This window comes from Sphingobacterium puteale (assembly GCF_003627955.1).
In the GTDB taxonomy this organism is placed as follows: domain Bacteria; phylum Bacteroidota; class Bacteroidia; order Sphingobacteriales; family Sphingobacteriaceae; genus Sphingobacterium; species Sphingobacterium puteale.
In genome coordinates this window covers 169,850-186,626 of record NZ_RBWS01000009.1, presented here as the reverse complement: position 1 = coordinate 186,626, position 16,777 = coordinate 169,850, and the positions used below count along the sequence as shown (strand labels likewise).

Here is a 16,777-nt window from a genome sequence, read left to right as displayed (position 1 = left end):
TTAAGATATGGGGATTTATTCTGTTTTTAACTTCAAATTAGAAATGGCATCTATTGGCTGAACGAAACTATAGTTGATTTTTTCATCCTCTTTCACTTTCTGTATCCCATCCAGTAAGAATTTGTCGTCTTTTTGAAGTCCACTTGCAACCACATAAAGATCAGGAAGGGAATTACCTATGTTAATGTGGCGGGCTTTTAGCTTGCCGTCTTTGTCCACAACATAAACGTATTTACGATCCTGCAATTCATAGGTTGCTTTTTGCGGTATAATTAATGCCTGCTTCAATGGGAAATTCATCACGACCTTTCCGCTTTCACCGTGTTTCAGTAAACGGTTGGGGTTTGGGAAGCGAGCTCTAAACGCAATATTACCTGTTTCACTGTCAAATTCACTCTCGATGGTTTCTACCACGCCATGCGCCGGAAGCAATTCATTATTGGCAAGCAACAATCCGACATGGGTATCCCCCCGTTTACTGACATTCGTTTGATAATTAAGATACTCTGGTTCCGAAACATTGAAGTAGACAAGCATCTGGCTATTGTCAGAAAGGCTCGTCAACAGCTCCCCTTCATCCACCAGACTTCCTAATTTCAATGGAATTCGGTCAATTGTACCATCGAATGGTGCTCTGATCTCTGTAAAAGAAAGGTGCAGTTTAGCAATAGCTGCAGCGGCTTTAGCCTGTTCCAATTTAGCTTTGGCCATGGCAAGTTCATTCGGGGACACCACATTTTTATCCGCTAGACTCTTGGTATTCTGTACTTCGATCTCGGCAACATTCACTTCAGCCATGGATTTTCTAAACTCTGCTTCATACATTTTGGGCATAATGCGGAACAGCAGTTGTCCTTTGTGTACAAATTGTCCTTCGTCCACAAAAATTTGTTCAAGATATCCTTTTTCCTGTGCGCGTAATTCAATATTACGGAAAGACTTAATCTGGGATACAAAATCTTTACGGATAGTTGTATCCATTTGTACCGGAGAAGTCACATTAAATTTTTCTTTCTCTTCTTTTTCTTCCTTTTTGGAAGTACACCCAATTTGGCATAATACGATAGCCAAATTAACGAGCATAAATACTCTTTTCATTTGTAAGCGTCTAATTAAAAATAAGTTTGATTGTTTGTTTGATATGGGAATTGAAACAACCTATCCTAAGCTTGTTGTAAGATGCAAAAACGGTAAAATCATTAACGGAGAAATGAAAATCCGATTGATACAGAAATAAAAAAGAATAAGGCTAAGCTATTTCGGAGGATTGGCCATTAAATTCTCCAGTTTTGCTGGAAGATATACCTTTGGGGATATAAATAAGCAACAAAATTGCAAAAAGGGATTTTCTTTGCAAACCGAAACACAAAAATGAAAAATACGACTGCACAAAGCAATAATGCGACAAAATCAGAGGCTGTCTGAAGATCTTTGGTTAATTGGAAATTCTCACTGTTAAATTCTTCAATGACGGGATTTTCATCGTGTACGCTTCCTGCAATAAGGGGATCAATGCGGGAAGTTAGCGAAGTAATCTTGTCCTTTAAATTTGCCTCATTATGCTGATACATGAAACTGATCGCAGGACGGTCGGACTCGTTTAGCACAGCATGGCTATTACCGCTCCTAATTAATAGGAAGACTATAAAACATAGAATTGTAATAACCGCTTTCATTTGTGAGCAAATATACTAGCGCAGAAATAATTTTAATAAGGTTTAACACAATTTAACAAAATGATTACACCGCCGATCTTACTCAAAAAAGTGAAAGCTGTTTTCCTGTTTCATCAGGAGGTTTTGCGCGAGCAAAGACTGTCCGGCCATTATATCTCCAGGAATTTCTGCGTTCTTCCTCTATTATCTGCTGAATATCAAACTGAGGCATAAAATTATGTTCTGCTTCCAGAACGATCTGATGGAGCTTATTCATCGATTTTAATTTATCCCTATTGCCCAGCTTTGACTTTTCAATACCTTTTTGTAAGATCTGAATACTTTGATCATAAATATCTAGAGGAACAGGAAAGGGATGTCCATCCTTTCCACCATGCGCAAAAGAGAAGCGTGCGGGATCATTAAATCGCGCAGGAGCTCCATGGATCACTTCGCTGACAAGTGCCAGCGATTGTAAGGTGCGGGGTCCCATGCCTTTTAATAACAAAAGATCCTCAAAATTTTTAGGCTGATTTTCCCGTGCAACATATAACATCGCTCCTAACCTTTTGAGATCAACATCCGGAACCCTAACGTCATGATGAGAAGGCATCATCAATCTTTTAAATTCTACTAAGACATCTGAAGAATCTTCATTGAAGAGCGTCATGATACCTGTCCTATTGGGAGCTGCTCCAGATGCCGTTAAATTTAAAATTATTCCTTGTGGACAACCGTTTATACCTGTATGCGGCTCCTCGACGAAGGAACGGACGTTCTCCGAATGCCAATGGTAACGACGGGCAGTTCCATCATGATCGTGCATACCCTGTTGTACCACAGCCCAATGACCGTTCTTAGCGACAATAAAATTATGCAGATACAACTGATAACCGTCTTGTATCGCCGTGTTATCTACTTTTGCGACCAACTTGCTTGTCCGAACCAAGCTATTACCATCCAAACCAGTTTTGTCCGCGAGGTAAAGTAGTTCTTGTGGTGTATCTTTGGAGAATTTACCTTTACCGCCGCATATATAGAGACCAAATGCGTGCGCGCAGGGATTAACGGCGCGTTTTAAAGCCCCCATAACCGACGTGGTAATACCTGATGAATGCCAGTCCATACCCAGTACCGCACCGAAGCTCTGGAACCAAAACGGATCTGCCAATCGTCTGAGCACCTCATCCTGCCCATAGTCCATCAGGATCACCTCTACAATGGACTTGCCCAATGCGCTCATCCGCTCATAGAGCCAGGCAGGCACCTTTCCATAGTGCAGTGGCAAGTCTGCCGTCCCTGAATGCTTCATAAATAAAACTAAATTTATTAGCACAAAGATAACTTTTTTTGTTTAGCAAACGATATTTTCAAAAAAATAGCACAAAAATTAGAACACTTCTTTTGCGCTATATTCAGTGGGAGCTGTCAGTCAATACCTACGACCTAAAAAAGCTCACAACATACAGAATAAATAATAAAAAAATGGCTGGATAATTGGGCAATATCCAGCCATTTTCTATTTCAATATTGAATGTGTAACTCCCGTTCAAATTTAAAGATTTACTTTCCAGTGAAAGCTGATAATAATCCAGCACGGAAAGACGGATCTTTTTCAGAAAATTCAATAGAATGTTTATAAGTATCCACATTAAAAAACAATTCCGCCGGTTCTGCTTTTTTATTTTCTAAAAAGAGTTTAAAGCTATATGCAGTTTTCTTTGATAAATCAACATTCATTTTATTGGATGAGAAAACATTGGGCAGTACTACGTCTTTTGTAAAGCCATCGCTGGTTGGCATTTGAAACAATTCACCCAAAGCTTTGACTAGATTATTGGATTGCGTTCCTAGACTAGTGATTTTAATTTTCCCTTTTGTAAATCCTACGTCGTCACTTGGTTGCCCATCAATAATACCAGCAGGTATAAAATCAATGATTTCAAATTTAGCACCGACCGTATCTTTGTTAAAAAGTGATTTAGTCGTATAAATACGACTCGAATCTGTCTTTACTTCATCGGTGATACGCAAAAAGAAATTCTTTTTTTCAGGTCCGGGAGTGCCGTTCGTAAATTTTTCGATGCGCACCCGCTCAATGGTGTTTGCCGTTGCAGTATCACTTCCATCGTTTTTCTTCTGATTAGAATTTCCACAAGCAGCCAACATCAGCGTAGCTGTTGCGAGAATGGCTATAGATTGAATTTTGTACATGGTGATTTGTTTATTATCAGTAATCATTGAAATATTGCTCTTATAATATTACTATTATTACTGATAACAAACAACCATTGGCAATGTTTTTATTTTATTTCAATAAAGCATCGTATAAAATTTCAACAGGATGGAACGATTTTCTGCCGGCACCATCTTTAATCTGATGCCGGCATGAGGTACCCGCTGCTGCGATTAAAGTTGTGGTATCTGTTTTGCGTACAGCGGGCAATAAAACCAATTCCGCCACTTTCATCGAAACGTCATAATGTTCGGCCTCATAACCAAAGGAACCCGCCATACCACAGCAGCCCGATGGAATGATTTCAACGGAGTAATTTAACGGGAAAGACAATACTTGCTGGGTAACGCCCACCAAATGAAAAGCCTTTTGGTAGCAATGTCCGTGCAATTTAATTTTTCTGTCACCAGCAGTAAACTGTTCCCGAAGAATACGACCTGCCTCAATTTCCGCCAAAAGAAACTCGTCAATCATAAGTGCATTTTTTGCTACCCGAAGGGCATCACTACGCAGATTTTCATCAACTAAGCTTAGGTATTCGTCTCTGAATGTAATTATTCCCGATGGTTCAATACCTAACAGCGGGGTGTCATCTGTGATCAGGTCCTTTAGAAAACTGATGTTCTGGTTAGCAATTTTTTTTGCTTCTTTGACAAATCCTTTGGAAAGAAAAGTCCGCCCACTTTGCACATGTTTTGGAATAACCACCTCGTAACCCAAGGTCGTTAACAGTTTATAGGCCGTGATACCGATCTCAGCATCATTATATTCTGTAAACTCATCAGAGAACAGATAGACACGGCGTTTAGCCCGTGGCACGATCTTTTGCTTCCTGACCCATTGGCTTAATGTCGTTCCGTTAACTGTAGGAAGTGAACGCTTTGCAGCAAATCCGACCGTTTTTTTAACCAAACCGGACAGGAAATCGTTCTTCACGACAAAATTGTAAAGTGGAGCGACCAGCGAACCCAGTTTTTGAGAGTCGGTAAAATTAGCAATCAGTTTCGTTCGGAAGCCAGCGCCGTGTTCATCGTAATAGTGCTGTAAAAATTCTGCTTTCATTTTAGCGACGTCCACACTTGAAGGGCATTCTGTTTTACAGCCTTTGCAGCTCAAACATAGATCCATAACTTCCTTGATTTCCTCATGATCAAAGCGGTTTTTCTTTGTGGAATTGGTCAAAAATTGACGTAGCATATTTGCTCTGGCCCGTGTTGTATCCTTCTCATCACGGGTCGCCATAAAAGAAGGACACATGGTGCCACCGGTAATTTCCGTTTTTCGACAATCCCCCGATCCAGAGCATTTTTCCGCCAAACGGAGAATGGATTCATCTTTAGAAAAATCGAAATATGTTTTTATAGCTGTCCTATTCTTGTCGTTATCGTAGCGCAGATGGGCATCCATTGGAGGCGTGTTAACAATTTTATTGGCATTAAAAATCCCCAATGGATCGAAAATGACCTTGACTTCTTCCAAAAGCTTATAGACCTTTTGACCAAGTACCTTGCCTATAAACTCACCTCTTAAGCGCCCATCACCATGTTCTCCGCTTAATGATCCATTGTACTTTAAAACGAGGTCACTTGTTTTTTCCAGTATGGAGCGGAAAGTACGTTTACCTTCGTCTGTTTTCAGATTTACAAAGGGTTCAATATGCAATTCACCTGCTCCGGCATGCGCGTAGTAAGACGCATGTACACCTTCCTCAATCAATAATTTTTGAATGTCACTGACATATTCGGGCAGATCTTCCGGAGAAACAGCACAGTCTTCGATTAAATTTACAGGCTGACTGTCCCCAGGAAGATTACGGATAAGACCGAGCCCAGCTTTTCTGACATCCCAGACTAGGTTTGTCTGCTCAATTCCAGTAATATAAGGATAAGCATAGCCCAAGCCCCTTTCCATCAGCTCGGCCTTTAAAGCCATGGCTTTAGCCGCGGTCTCAGCCTCCGTATCGCCTCTAAATTCAACGATTAACAATGCCTGCGGATCGCCTTCTATAAAAAAACGATTATACTTATAAGTTGGATGTCCAACCGTAAAATCCAGAATATACTTATCTACCAGCTCCGAAGCCTCAGGTCTATGGTTTAATGCGATTACATTGCCACGCATACATTCGACCATATCGGAAAAATGAACACACAATAAGCCTAATTCTTTAGGCGGTAAATCCATCAAGCGTAGCTTCGCCTCCGTGACAATTGCTAGGGTACCCTCAGAGCCGGCCAAAAGATTACACATATTAAATGGCTGACTCCGATCACTTAGCACATCCAGCGCATAACCTGTATTTCGACGGGTTATCGAACGCTTGGGATAACCGGTCTCAATATCTGCCAGATTTTGAGGATCGGTCAACAAGTTATTCATGTGGCGATAGATATCCCCCTCGCGATCTGTCTGTAACAGTTTTTTAAAGTAGCTTTCCTCGTCTAGTGAAGCAAAGCTTACCTCGGATTTATCATCTAAAAGCACATTTGCAGCAATCAGGTTATGACGCGTATCACCCCAGACAATAGAATGAAGACCGGAAGAATTATTACCGATCATTCCTCCCACCATGGCCCGGCTGGCGGTAGAGGTTTCGGGACCAAACATCAACCCAAATGGTTTAAGGTAGTTGTTCAGATCATCACGAATGACACCCGGCTCCACACGCACCCATTTCTCTTCCGCATTCAATTCGAGGATGCGGTTAAAATGACGGGACATATCCATGATGATACCATTTCCGACGACTTGTCCTGCCAACGATGTGCCAGCCGTACGCGGAATTAAAGTGGTCCGGTTTTTCCCCGCAAAATCAATCAGATTCTTTACATCATTTATATCAGATGGAATAGCCACTGCCAACGGCTTTTCCTGGTATACCGAAGCGTCCGTGGAATAGGCAAGCAACATGGTTTGGTGTGATGCTTCCTCTGTATAGTACAACTCCCCTTTCAGTTGAGTTGCCAATAAGGCTAATTGATTCTGATCTTTCACTGAATTTGCTTTTTTAAATGTAGAAGACAAATTTAGTTAAATTTCTCCTTTGGAAAAAGGAACAATTGCAAGAAACATACAATTCTTTCAGACAAAACGCACAAAAACGCATACACAAAATGCAACAAACCTGAATTTTATTTCGCGCCTTCATCATTTGCTCGTATTTTTGTAATAGCAACACGATTTAATGAATTAACATCTCTTTGTTATATGCGTAATCTTATCCTTCGATACACATTACATTCAGATTTTATTATATATACAATACGGGTACTGAGCGGGTTTTTACTGGGCTATATCCTATTTATATCCTTTCCGGAATACTCTGTTTCCTGGACCCTTATTTCAATTATCCTGGTCATATCCCCACAGGAAAATGAATCAAAAAAAATTGCTATCGATCGTGCTAAATCAAATTTTATCGGCTCAGCTATCGGACTTAGCCTGTACTTCGTCCCTATCCCGCAACTTTATGCGATGATTATTGGTATACTTGCTTCATTGGCTATTTGTAAGGCGCTGAATATTATGGCTGTGGCGCGCACCTCCATGGTCGCGCTGATTATCGTCTATTTACATGAGCAAGAAAGCCGCTCCTATTTTGCTGCACTAGACCGCTTTGGCTGTGTGTGCGTAGGGTGTTTGATTGGATTGGGCGTCATTCTATCTACCAGAAATATAATTATTAAATTAAGAAATCGGTATAATTGTTGAATGCAGCAGACTACAGCATCTTCGCAATTCCTTTTTACCCAATAAATTAGATCCAACTCCAGCAATACCCTCCACTTTATATCGAATAAAATTCACGACAAAAACCTTAACAGCAGAATATTATTCTTAATTAACATAAAAATTTTGAATATTCTACATTTCTCCTTACCTTTGCAGGCGAAATGACAAAAGTAGAATATAATTTAGATCAAGTAGATTACAAAATCCTTCGTTTGATGCAGGATAACGGGCGTATCAATAATGCTGATATCGCTAGGGAATTAGGTATGGCTCCTTCGGCAATACTGGAGCGTGTTAAAAAGCTTGAACAAAAAGATGTGATCTTAAAATACAGCGCCAAAATCAATCCTGCTGCTGTCGATCAGAAACTTTTATCATTTATTTTCATCAAAGCGAATGACATTATCGGTGAACAGCGCGTTGGTCTAGCCCTTGCTGAAATCCCAGAAGTACAGGAAGTGCACGACATAGCTGGAGATGATGGTTATCTTATCAAAGTAAGAACCGCTGATTCGACAGGTTTAGTGGATTTAATGCGCAATACGTTAAGTAAAGTAGAAGGAATAATTTCCACGCGTACCACAATCGTACTTCAGACGGTAAAAGAAGATCAACAGGTTGTTATACCTGAATAATAGAAAGGAGGTTTCATTATGTTACAAGGACACAAAAAAGCTGCAAGCCCACTGATGGTTGTAGTTGCTTATTTTATAATTTACGTGGTATGGGGGTCAACCTTCTTTTTTATAGAAAAAGCCTTGCATAGCTTTCCACCATTTATATTAGGATCATTTCGATTTGTTACCGCAAGTGCAATCCTGATGAGCTATTGCGCGATAAAAGGTTATAAATTATTTAATAAACGTTCCATATTAGAAGCTTCCTTTGTCGGATTCCTCCTCTTGTTCGTCGATATGGCCGGAGTCATCTGGGCGGAGCAATATGTATCCGGTGGAGTGGCAGCGATAATCGCCGCAGCAGCAGCCATCTGGTTTATCTTACTTGACAAACCTAAATGGAAGGAGAATTTTAGCAGTATCACTACTGTAGCCGGGGTTGTGCTCGGATTCGTTGGAGTCGTTATGCTATTCGCCGAACAGATTATGGCATCCAACGACAATGCAAATGGAAATTTGAAAATCATTGCTTTATGCATTTTGGTATTGGGCTCCATTGCCTGGACAGTAGGTTCTTTAGCATCTAAATATTTCAAAAAGACAGAAGCGCAAGAAAAAGAAGACTTACATGTTATGGTCAAAACAGCCTGGCAGATGGTCACTGCAGGCGTTCTTTTTAATATCACGGCACTTTTTACGGGCGAGTATGCATCATTTGAATTAAGCAGCGTCGCCCCTGTAGACTGGTTCAATTTAGGCTATTTGATCACATTTGGTTCTATCCTCGCATTTAGCTCTTACATTTGGCTTTTACAGGTGCGCCCGGCAATGGAAGTAAGTACTTATGCCTATGTAAATCCGATCATTGCGTTAATATTAAGTCATTTTTTCACGTCACATGCCGTAACCTCCCTACAGATTGTAGGTTTGGCCGTGATTTTGTTCTCCGTTTTACTGATGAATTGGAAAGCTTACCGCATCAAATTATCAGCTAAAAATAAAAACAAAAAGATCCTTCAAGGAAACACATTGGATACATTGGCGAAAAACAATGACCGTCAAACTCCCATAGATGATCTCCCGGAAGCAGAATTGGTTCACTAGGTTGTTATTTTTCTAATTATATGATAAAGCTTAACGTAGATTTATGTTAAGCTTTTATTGTTTTTATGTTTTTGGCAAAATTAGCGTATCAGGAATAAGATTTCTTCGTATTTAATTGGCTAACTTTGCTCCAATATTTGGTTAAACTAACTATAATGAATATATCAAAGCAAATTGCCTTTATTGGTAGTCTTGGAGTCGCTTCGCTTTTGATGGTCGCCGGTTGCTCAAAGCAACTCCACCCTACACAGAAGGACTTCCAGCAATATCATATTAATAAGGACGTACAAGCAGATCCTACTGTCGTTTCCATCTATGAGCCGTTCAAGCAAAAGATGGAAGCTGAAATGAGCCGCGTTATCGGACACGCGGACAAGGCCCTCACGAAAGAGAAAACTCCAGAAACCTTAATGGGAAATTTTTTCTGTGAAGCGTTATTATGGATGAGTGCACATTATGCCCATAATACCGCAGATCTGGCCTTTGCAACCAAAGGGGGAATCCGTAACGATCTCAAGGCAGGAGATATCACCGTAGGGCATATTTTTGAAGTAATGCCATTTGAAAATACATTGACGATTATCGAACTAAAAGGCAGCCAAATACGTCAGCTTGCAGATTATATCGCCACCACACATGGCCAGCCCATTGCAGGCATGACCTTAACTATAACAGGCAATAAGGTACAGGACATCAAAATTAAAGGACTGCCCATCGATGACAACAAATTATACAAACTGGTCACCTATGATTACCTTGCCAATGGTGGTGATAATCTCGTGTTATTAACGCAATCGGTCTCCAGAACCAACTATCCCCAACGGATGCGTGAAGGTTTGATAGCGTATGTAAGTGAATTAACAAAAGCAGGTAAACAAGTAAATGCGGATTTAGATGGAAGAATTAAAATCAATTAATCGGAGAACGTTTATCAAGCAAGCCGGTGGATTTTCCGCTGCACTTGCTTTGGGTTCATTACCTTTTCAGGCGGCAGCAGAAAGTAAAAAGATCAAATTGACCATTTTACATACGAACGACGTGCATAGCCGTATTGAACCCTTTCCAATGGACGGTGGTAAGTATCAGGGACTGGGGGGTGTGGCTCGCCGCAGTACTTTGATCAATAAAATCCGTAAGGAAGAAAAGAACCTCCTGTTGCTGGATGCCGGCGACATGTTTCAAGGGACACCGTATTTTAACCTTTTTGGAGGTAAATTGGAATTGGACCTCATGACGAAATTGGGATATGATGCCGGGACTTTTGGTAATCATGAGTTTGACAATGGTCTGAACGGGCTTGTCAAATATCTGGATCACGCCAAATTCCCTTTTCTGACCGCCAACTACGATTTTAAAGGCACCGTGCTCGAAGGAAAGACACAAGATTATACCATTTTCCATAAAGGCGGTATTAAAATAGGTGTATTTGGACTTGGTGTTGATATCGAAGGTCTGGTAGATCCTAATAATTATAAGGGTATGAGCTATCTGGATCCGATTGAAATCGCGAATAAAATTGTTAAAATCCTTAAGGAAAAACATAAGTGCGATCTTATAATCTGTCTTTCACACCTAGGATATCAATATGAGAACGATAAGGTTTCAGATCTGGTACTTGCCTCCAAAACATCAGATATTGATCTGATCATCGGCGGTCATACTCATACTTTTTTAAACGAACCGACCTTAGTCACAAATTTAAAAGGAACGCAGACAGTGATCAACCAAGTGGGGTTTGCAGGCATTAATCTCGGCCGAATTGATTTCATTATGGAACCCGGTTCAGGTAAAAAACAGATGATAGCAAGTACCTATCAGGTTAACCCGTCAATCGAAGAGTCACTATTGGCATAAACGTTATCAATTTATAATAGATGCCAAATTGACCAATATCAATTTGGCATTTTTTTATCAAAATGAGTTATCGCTTTTATAAGCCCGGGGGCTCCTCCTATTGGAATGACAACAAAGCGCTTATAAAAATCAACACCGTCTAAAAAGCAAATTATTTGCATGAAAAAAATTATATCCATATACCTGGATTCTTTTAAAGGCCTTTCGCAGGCAGCCTGGCTTTTGGCCATTGTTATGTTGATCAATAGAATGGGTAGCATGGTCATCCCGTTCCTGGGACTTTACATGACGCAGGTACTTCATTTTGATATTAAGCAAGTCGGAATTGTCCTGATGAGCTACGGTATAGGTTCCGTATGTGGCTCCTATATCGGCGGATGGCTGACAGATCGGATCGGCAGTTTTAAGGTACAATTCGGGAGCCTGGTATTGGCTTCCCCCTTATTTTTATTAATCCCCTATTTTAAAGAAGTTCCGTCCCTGTCCGTCATGATCTTTACACTAAGTCTGATTTTTGATGCCTTTAGGCCGGCGAACTCTGTTTCAGTGGCCAGCTATGCAAAGCCCGAAAATATAACCCGTGCCTTTTCACTAAACAGACTGGCTATCAACCTAGGCTTTTCAATTGGTCCCGCCGTTGCCGGTTTCCTCGCCACAATTTCGTTTAATTGGATTTTCTACGGAAACTCCTTTGCCGTGCTATGTGCAGCAGTAATTTTCTTTATCTTCTTTAACAAAAGACAAAAAAGAACGGATGTTAAAGCAAAAAAAGACGCTTTGCTACACAGCGAAGTAGCAAACCAAAGCCGCAACCCTTATACGGATGTTCCCTTTGTGCTGTTTAATATCTTCTGCTGTATTTTTTCATTTTGTTTTTTCCAGTTAATTACAACCTTGCCGATATTCTATCGTGAGGTCCATCACTTGGATGACCATCAGATCGGATTCCTCTTGGGTTGGAGTGGTTTTGTGATTGTTTTACTGGAGATGTTTGTTGTTCATGTCGCCGAAAAGAGGTTTTCACTGATCAGCACCTTGGTGTTCGGTACATTTCTATGCGCCAGTTCGTATGCCATGCTGAATTATATGGGCGGACTTGGCTGGTTATATTTCACCTTCTTTATTTTTGGCCTCGGTGAGATGCTGACATTGCCATTTATGGCTACTGTATCCGTGAACCGCTCTACCCCAAAAACACAAGGCGCATATATGGGCTTCAATTCATTAGCTTTTTCCGCGGCAAATATTTTTTCGCCACTGCTCGGGACATCTATTGTTGACTCCTTTGGTTTCACTACACTATGGTGGGCAACAGCGCTGACACTTTCCTTCACGGGACTTGGCTTCTACCTTGTTCTAAAATGGATGCGATAAACAGCAAGGGGGAATTTCAAATGAAATTCCCCCTTGCTGTTTATCAATAAGATCCATAGATTTTCCTACCAGATCTTAATACGTTTGTCCATCGGGACAAACATCTTGTCACCCTCTTTCGTTTCCCACGCTGCATGGAACGCATCTAAATTGATAATCGGCGCAAAAGCCCGATATTGCGCAGGGGAATGTGGATCTGTTTTCACCTGATTCACAACAAACTCATCGGTTGTTTTTGTTCTCCAAATAGTAGCCCAAGAAAGAAAAAAACGCTGATTTTGTGTAAATCCATCGATCAGACCGGGATTTCCTTTATCTTTTAAATAAAGTTGCAGTGCATCAAAGGCAACAGAGGAGCCGCCCAAATCACCAATATTCTCACCTAAGGTGAAACGGCCATTCACAAAAACTCCGGGAACCGGTTCATAGGCTTCAAATTGTTTCACCAAGGCATCTGCAGCTGCTTCAAATTTAGCCTTGTCGCCATCCGTCCACCAGTTATTCAAATTTCCGTTTCCATCATATTTTGCTCCCTGGTCATCAAAACCGTGCGATAGTTCATGCCCTATGACGGCACCGATACCTCCAAAATTAACGGCTGCATCCGCTTTGTAATCATAGAAAGGAGGCTGAAGAATTGCGGCCGGGAATACAATTTCGTTAAACAGCGAACTATAATAGGCATTGACTGTCTGTGGTGTCATGCCCCATTCAGATTTATCAACTGGTTTGTCCTGTTTCGCAAGGTTCTCGTAAAAAGACCACTTGCTGGATGATAGGACATTCTCGTAAAGCGAAGTACTAACATCAAGTTTGCTATAATCTTTCCATTTATCCGGATAACCGATCTTCACTTTAAACTTCGACAGTTTTTCAAGCGCCTTTACTTTTGTGTCTGCGGACATCCATGTTAAACCATTGATATGTTGGCCAAATGCTTTTACAAGGTAGCTTACCAGTTCTTCAGCGTCAGCTTTCGCCTGTGGCGGAAAATTCTCTTTCACATAAAGCTTTCCCAAAAGTTCTCCGGCAATAGAATTCACGAACTCTACCCCCCGTTTATCCAGCGCACGTTGCTCCTTCTGCCCTTTCAGCTTACGCCCCCAGAAATCAAAGGAAAGGTCATTTAATTCTTTCGTTGTATATGATGCAGCAGTATTTAACACATGAAATGTTAAGATATCCTTAATGACCGGAAGATTCGCAGGATTGAAGATCTTATCTAAATTTTCATAGTACTTCAGTTCAGGTACAATAACGGTATCCGCTTTAAATCCAACTTCGTTTAGATATTTAGCAATATCGACATTTTTTACCATCTTCTTTAAATCCGCAACTGCCACCGGATTATATCGGCCGTTTGCGTCTCGCGACTGTTCGACAGTTTTTAGGTTAGCAGCCAATTCTTTTTCAAAAGCGACAATTTTAGGCCCTTTAAGATCTCTCGTGCGTTGACCTGACTTAGCATAAAGTGCTGAAATATAATTTGAATAGTCCTTTAAGGTCTCTTCATTTTTTTGATCTTTTACCTGATAATAAGAGCGGCCTAAACCCAAACTTCCCCCACCCAGGTAAACCGTATTGACATTCGAATTTTTGAGATGTCCATAGACATATCCACCAAAGAAAGGATTGCCTCCTATGGGTGCAACCTCTACCAGATATTTATAAAGATCATCAAAATTCTTTATCGCATTGATTTTTGTCAAATAGGGCTGAACAGGCGCCAAGCCAAGTTTGTCGCGTGTTTTCATGTCTACAAAAGATCTGTACAGATCCCCGATCTTCTGATTATCAGTCCCTTTTGGAAACTGGCCAGATAACGACTCTTGCAACACTTTCAGCGTGGCAATATCCGTATTCTCACGTAACTCATCAAAAGATCCCCAACGTGCTTTATCGGATGGTATCTTTACAGTTTTCATCCACTGACCATTTACAAAATTGTAGAAATCATCCTGCGGACGAACGGCTTTATCCATGTAGTCTACATTAATCGCATTATTTTGGGCATGACCGGCCAAAGAACCGCATGCCAGCAAAGCAGCTAACAGTATACTTCTCTTCATATGATATTTTAGTTTGTTCTCTATCACACAAACTTAAGAAAAGTTTTGCTATTGTTTGTAATACAGAACATAGTTTTGCAGACAACTAAAATAATATACATTGCATTATGTCTGCGTCTTGTTTCCCGTCGATTTACGGAGAAGAAGGAGGAAAATAATCAGAAACAGCGCCACACCGCCCAGCCAAATCCATGGATTGGCATACCATAAGGTGCCGTTTGCCTCTCTAAGTTTTTGATTTTCCTCAATGGGCACGTCCGCATATAACGCAACAAAGGAAGATAGCAGACAAAATAGTACAGACATTCTTTTCATACGACCAACTTTATATAGATAGAATCCCGCGTCGACGTATTTTGTTTGCTTAGGATAAAATTTGTGTTCAGTCCTTCTGTCTGATCTCGCCCAGGTGAACGACATCTTTTAAATCAAAAGGTGTCTCCTGGTAAACGAAATAGTTAAGCCAATTATTGAATAATAGATTCGCATGACTCGTCCATCGTACCAAAGGTTGATTGTCCGGATTGTCATCACGATAATAGTTCGCTGGCATACGTATGGTCTGGCCTTTTTCTAAATCTCTTTTATATTCTTCATCCAATGTAAACGGTGCGTACTCGGAATGACCGGTCAGATAAAACTCACGTCCGCCACGAGAAGATGCGATTGCAATGCCCGCCTCGGGAGATTCGGAAAGAATTTCTACGCCGCTTTTAGTAAGCAAATCTTCCTTCTCAATAGTGGTATGGCGACTATGCGGAATAAAAAACTCATCATCAAATCCACGAAATAATGGATGTCTTTTGTCTAGTGCTGTATGTTTGAATACGCCAAAAAGTTTTTCTCCCAAAGGTTTTTTCTCAACCTCATAGAAATGGTATAACGCCGCCTGTGAGGCCCAACAGATGTATAAGCTCGACGTTACATGCGTTCTCGCCCAGTCAAAGATTGTCTGGATCTCATTCCAATAAGTCACCTCTTCGAATCGAACCATTTCCACAGGTGCTCCCGTGATGATCATACCGTCGTAAAAGTTCTCTTTCACTTCACTCAGGCTTTTATAAAACATCTCCAGGTGTTCCTCAGGTGTATTTTTGGACACATGCGTTTCCAGTCGAAGAAACTCCATCTCCACTTGCAAAGGATTATTGGAAAGTAAACGAATAAAATCGGTCTCCGTTGTGATCTTAAGCGGCATCAGATTAAGGACCAAAACACGTAATGGTCTAATATCCTGCTCATTTGCTCTCAGGTCACTCATGACAAAGATATTCTCCTTTTTTAAAAGTTCTATCGCAGGAAGGTTATTAGGAAGTTTGACTGGCATATATAAATTCTCCTTATACAATTAGCATGCAAAATTAGCAAGAAAATGGCAGAATAATAAATGAATCCGCAAATTTAAGTTTGCACCGAATGAGCAGATTCCATTACCTTCCAACTTATTCTTCACTTAATTGTTTTAAGGCCTTTCTAAACTTCATTGATCCGAAGTTCATCCCGCCAACATGCTTGTTGACCAATTTGCCCGCTTTATCCAGGATAATGGTGGTCGGTATACTTGTCGTACTCCATTCTTTTGGCAATGCCGAATTCAGTTGATAGACCGGAAGATTATACTTCCGCTTTTTTAGAAACTTTGCTGAAGATTTCAGATTACCGTCAACGTCAACGGACAAAAAAACGATTTTGCTATTCCCCTGAAAATCCTTATACAGTTTGTCCAGAGAAGGCATTTCCGACAGACAGGGTGGGCACCATGTCGCCCAAAGATTGATCAGGACAACCTTGCCTTTGAGCTGATTTAACGAAACAACATTTCCTTTGCTGTCTTTAAAGCTAACCTCCCCATTCTTGTTTAACAGGACTGCTTTTTCCTTTTGTTCTCCGGTATCTGCATAACTGAACGCTGTGTGGACAAATGGTATAGAAAGCAATAAGCTAGCGGCAATCAATCTGAATGTATTTTTTATTTCCATCTTGTTTTCTCCAATAAAAGGACATTAACTTAAACGTCTGATCTGGCAAATGATTGTACCTTTCGTACAAAACAAACTAATATCAACGTTCTCCAACGCAACGACAGCTCCGGCTGATCCGAGTTATTCCTGATCCGAACGGCTGCTTTTGTGCAGT

General features: G+C 40.7%; 15 protein-coding genes. 6 read left to right on the top strand and 9 right to left on the bottom strand.

What is annotated here, in order from left to right:
* Nucleotides 1-15 precede the first annotated feature (15 nt).
* The 5 genes from D7322_RS13395 to D7322_RS13375 form a co-directional block, all read right to left on the bottom strand.
* Nucleotides 16-1,098: an efflux RND transporter periplasmic adaptor subunit gene (locus D7322_RS13395; RefSeq protein ID WP_121124695.1), complete on the bottom strand. Its 1,083-nt coding sequence runs from the start codon at nt 1,096-1,098 to the stop codon at nt 16-18.
* Between the two features lie 176 nt (nt 1,099-1,274).
* Complete coding sequence (locus D7322_RS13390) at nt 1,275-1,607, bottom strand: hypothetical protein (protein ID WP_183078697.1); 333 nt, start codon at nt 1,605-1,607, stop codon at nt 1,275-1,277.
* A gap of 151 nt (nt 1,608-1,758) precedes the next feature.
* Nucleotides 1,759-2,967 (bottom strand): DUF763 domain-containing protein, encoded by a 1,209-nt coding sequence (locus D7322_RS13385; RefSeq protein ID WP_121124694.1) that lies wholly within the window; start codon nt 2,965-2,967, stop codon nt 1,759-1,761.
* A gap of 251 nt (nt 2,968-3,218) precedes the next feature.
* Nucleotides 3,219-3,896 carry a hypothetical protein gene (locus tag D7322_RS13380; protein ID WP_121124693.1) on the bottom strand — a complete coding sequence of 226 codons (678 nt, stop codon included), beginning with the start codon at nt 3,894-3,896 and terminating at the stop codon, nt 3,219-3,221.
* Between the two features lie 67 nt (nt 3,897-3,963).
* Complete coding sequence (locus tag D7322_RS13375; RefSeq protein WP_245971340.1) at nt 3,964-6,885, bottom strand: FAD-binding and (Fe-S)-binding domain-containing protein; 2,922 nt, start codon at nt 6,883-6,885, stop codon at nt 3,964-3,966.
* Between the two features lie 213 nt (nt 6,886-7,098).
* On the opposite strand from D7322_RS13375, the gene D7322_RS13370 reads away from it, so the two are divergent.
* The 6 genes from D7322_RS13370 (at nt 7,099) to D7322_RS13345 (ending at nt 12,572) form a co-directional block, all read left to right on the top strand.
* On the top strand, nt 7,099-7,602 hold the full coding sequence (locus D7322_RS13370; protein WP_121124692.1) for an FUSC family protein: 504 nt from the start codon (nt 7,099-7,101) through the stop codon (nt 7,600-7,602).
* A 182-nt stretch (nt 7,603-7,784) separates the two neighbouring features.
* Nucleotides 7,785-8,258 carry an Lrp/AsnC family transcriptional regulator gene (locus tag D7322_RS13365; protein ID WP_104381980.1) on the top strand — a complete coding sequence of 158 codons (474 nt, stop codon included), beginning with the start codon at nt 7,785-7,787 and terminating at the stop codon, nt 8,256-8,258.
* An 18-nt stretch (nt 8,259-8,276) separates the two neighbouring features.
* Complete coding sequence (locus D7322_RS13360; RefSeq protein WP_121124691.1) at nt 8,277-9,344, top strand: EamA family transporter; 1,068 nt, start codon at nt 8,277-8,279, stop codon at nt 9,342-9,344.
* 155 nt (nt 9,345-9,499) lie between these two features.
* The gene (locus D7322_RS13355; RefSeq protein ID WP_245971339.1) at nt 9,500-10,261 is read left to right on the top strand and encodes a 5'-nucleotidase C-terminal domain-containing protein; all 762 of its coding nucleotides are present in this window, start codon (nt 9,500-9,502) and stop codon (nt 10,259-10,261) included.
* The gene (locus D7322_RS13350; protein ID WP_121124690.1) at nt 10,239-11,198 is read left to right on the top strand and encodes a bifunctional metallophosphatase/5'-nucleotidase; all 960 of its coding nucleotides are present in this window, start codon (nt 10,239-10,241) and stop codon (nt 11,196-11,198) included. The genes D7322_RS13355 and D7322_RS13350 overlap by 23 nt, the downstream gene beginning before the upstream one ends.
* A gap of 159 nt (nt 11,199-11,357) precedes the next feature.
* Complete coding sequence (locus D7322_RS13345; RefSeq protein WP_121124689.1) at nt 11,358-12,572, top strand: MFS transporter; 1,215 nt, start codon at nt 11,358-11,360, stop codon at nt 12,570-12,572.
* A 65-nt stretch (nt 12,573-12,637) separates the two neighbouring features.
* Here the strand turns inward: D7322_RS13345 and D7322_RS13340 are convergent, their stop codons facing one another.
* The 4 genes from D7322_RS13340 to D7322_RS13325 form a co-directional block, all read right to left on the bottom strand.
* Entirely contained in the window at nt 12,638-14,641 is a 2,004-nt protein-coding gene (locus D7322_RS13340; RefSeq protein ID WP_121124688.1) for a M13 family metallopeptidase, read from the bottom strand.
* 105 nt (nt 14,642-14,746) lie between these two features.
* The gene (locus D7322_RS13335; RefSeq protein WP_147430407.1) at nt 14,747-14,956 is read right to left on the bottom strand and encodes a hypothetical protein; all 210 of its coding nucleotides are present in this window, start codon (nt 14,954-14,956) and stop codon (nt 14,747-14,749) included.
* Between the two features lie 67 nt (nt 14,957-15,023).
* The gene (gene metA, locus D7322_RS13330; protein ID WP_121124686.1) at nt 15,024-15,968 is read right to left on the bottom strand and encodes a homoserine O-acetyltransferase MetA; all 945 of its coding nucleotides are present in this window, start codon (nt 15,966-15,968) and stop codon (nt 15,024-15,026) included.
* A gap of 115 nt (nt 15,969-16,083) precedes the next feature.
* Complete coding sequence (locus D7322_RS13325) at nt 16,084-16,620, bottom strand: TlpA family protein disulfide reductase (protein WP_121124685.1); 537 nt, start codon at nt 16,618-16,620, stop codon at nt 16,084-16,086.
* Between the last annotated feature and the right edge of the window lie 157 nt (nt 16,621-16,777).

Excerpts from the sequence above, each read along its gene's own strand:
- D7322_RS13395 (WP_121124695.1), bottom strand. The coding sequence starts at position 1,098 with ATGAAAAGAGTATTTATGCTCGTTAATTTGGCTATCGTATTATGCCAA.
- D7322_RS13385 (WP_121124694.1), bottom strand. The coding sequence starts at position 2,967 with ATGAAGCATTCAGGGACGGCAGACTTGCCACTGCACTATGGAAAGGTG.
- D7322_RS13380 (WP_121124693.1), bottom strand. The coding sequence starts at position 3,896 with ATGATTACTGATAATAAACAAATCACCATGTACAAAATTCAATCTATA.
- D7322_RS13370 (WP_121124692.1), top strand. The coding sequence starts at position 7,099 with ATGCGTAATCTTATCCTTCGATACACATTACATTCAGATTTTATTATA.
- D7322_RS13365 (WP_104381980.1), top strand. The coding sequence starts at position 7,785 with ATGACAAAAGTAGAATATAATTTAGATCAAGTAGATTACAAAATCCTT.
- D7322_RS13360 (WP_121124691.1), top strand. The coding sequence starts at position 8,277 with ATGTTACAAGGACACAAAAAAGCTGCAAGCCCACTGATGGTTGTAGTT.
- D7322_RS13355 (WP_245971339.1), top strand. The coding sequence starts at position 9,500 with ATGAATATATCAAAGCAAATTGCCTTTATTGGTAGTCTTGGAGTCGCT.
- D7322_RS13350 (WP_121124690.1), top strand. The coding sequence starts at position 10,239 with ATGGAAGAATTAAAATCAATTAATCGGAGAACGTTTATCAAGCAAGCC.
- D7322_RS13345 (WP_121124689.1), top strand. The coding sequence starts at position 11,358 with ATGAAAAAAATTATATCCATATACCTGGATTCTTTTAAAGGCCTTTCG.
- D7322_RS13340 (WP_121124688.1), bottom strand. The coding sequence starts at position 14,641 with ATGAAGAGAAGTATACTGTTAGCTGCTTTGCTGGCATGCGGTTCTTTG.
- D7322_RS13335 (WP_147430407.1), bottom strand. The coding sequence starts at position 14,956 with ATGAAAAGAATGTCTGTACTATTTTGTCTGCTATCTTCCTTTGTTGCG.
- metA (WP_121124686.1), bottom strand. The coding sequence starts at position 15,968 with ATGCCAGTCAAACTTCCTAATAACCTTCCTGCGATAGAACTTTTAAAA.
- D7322_RS13325 (WP_121124685.1), bottom strand. The coding sequence starts at position 16,620 with ATGGAAATAAAAAATACATTCAGATTGATTGCCGCTAGCTTATTGCTT.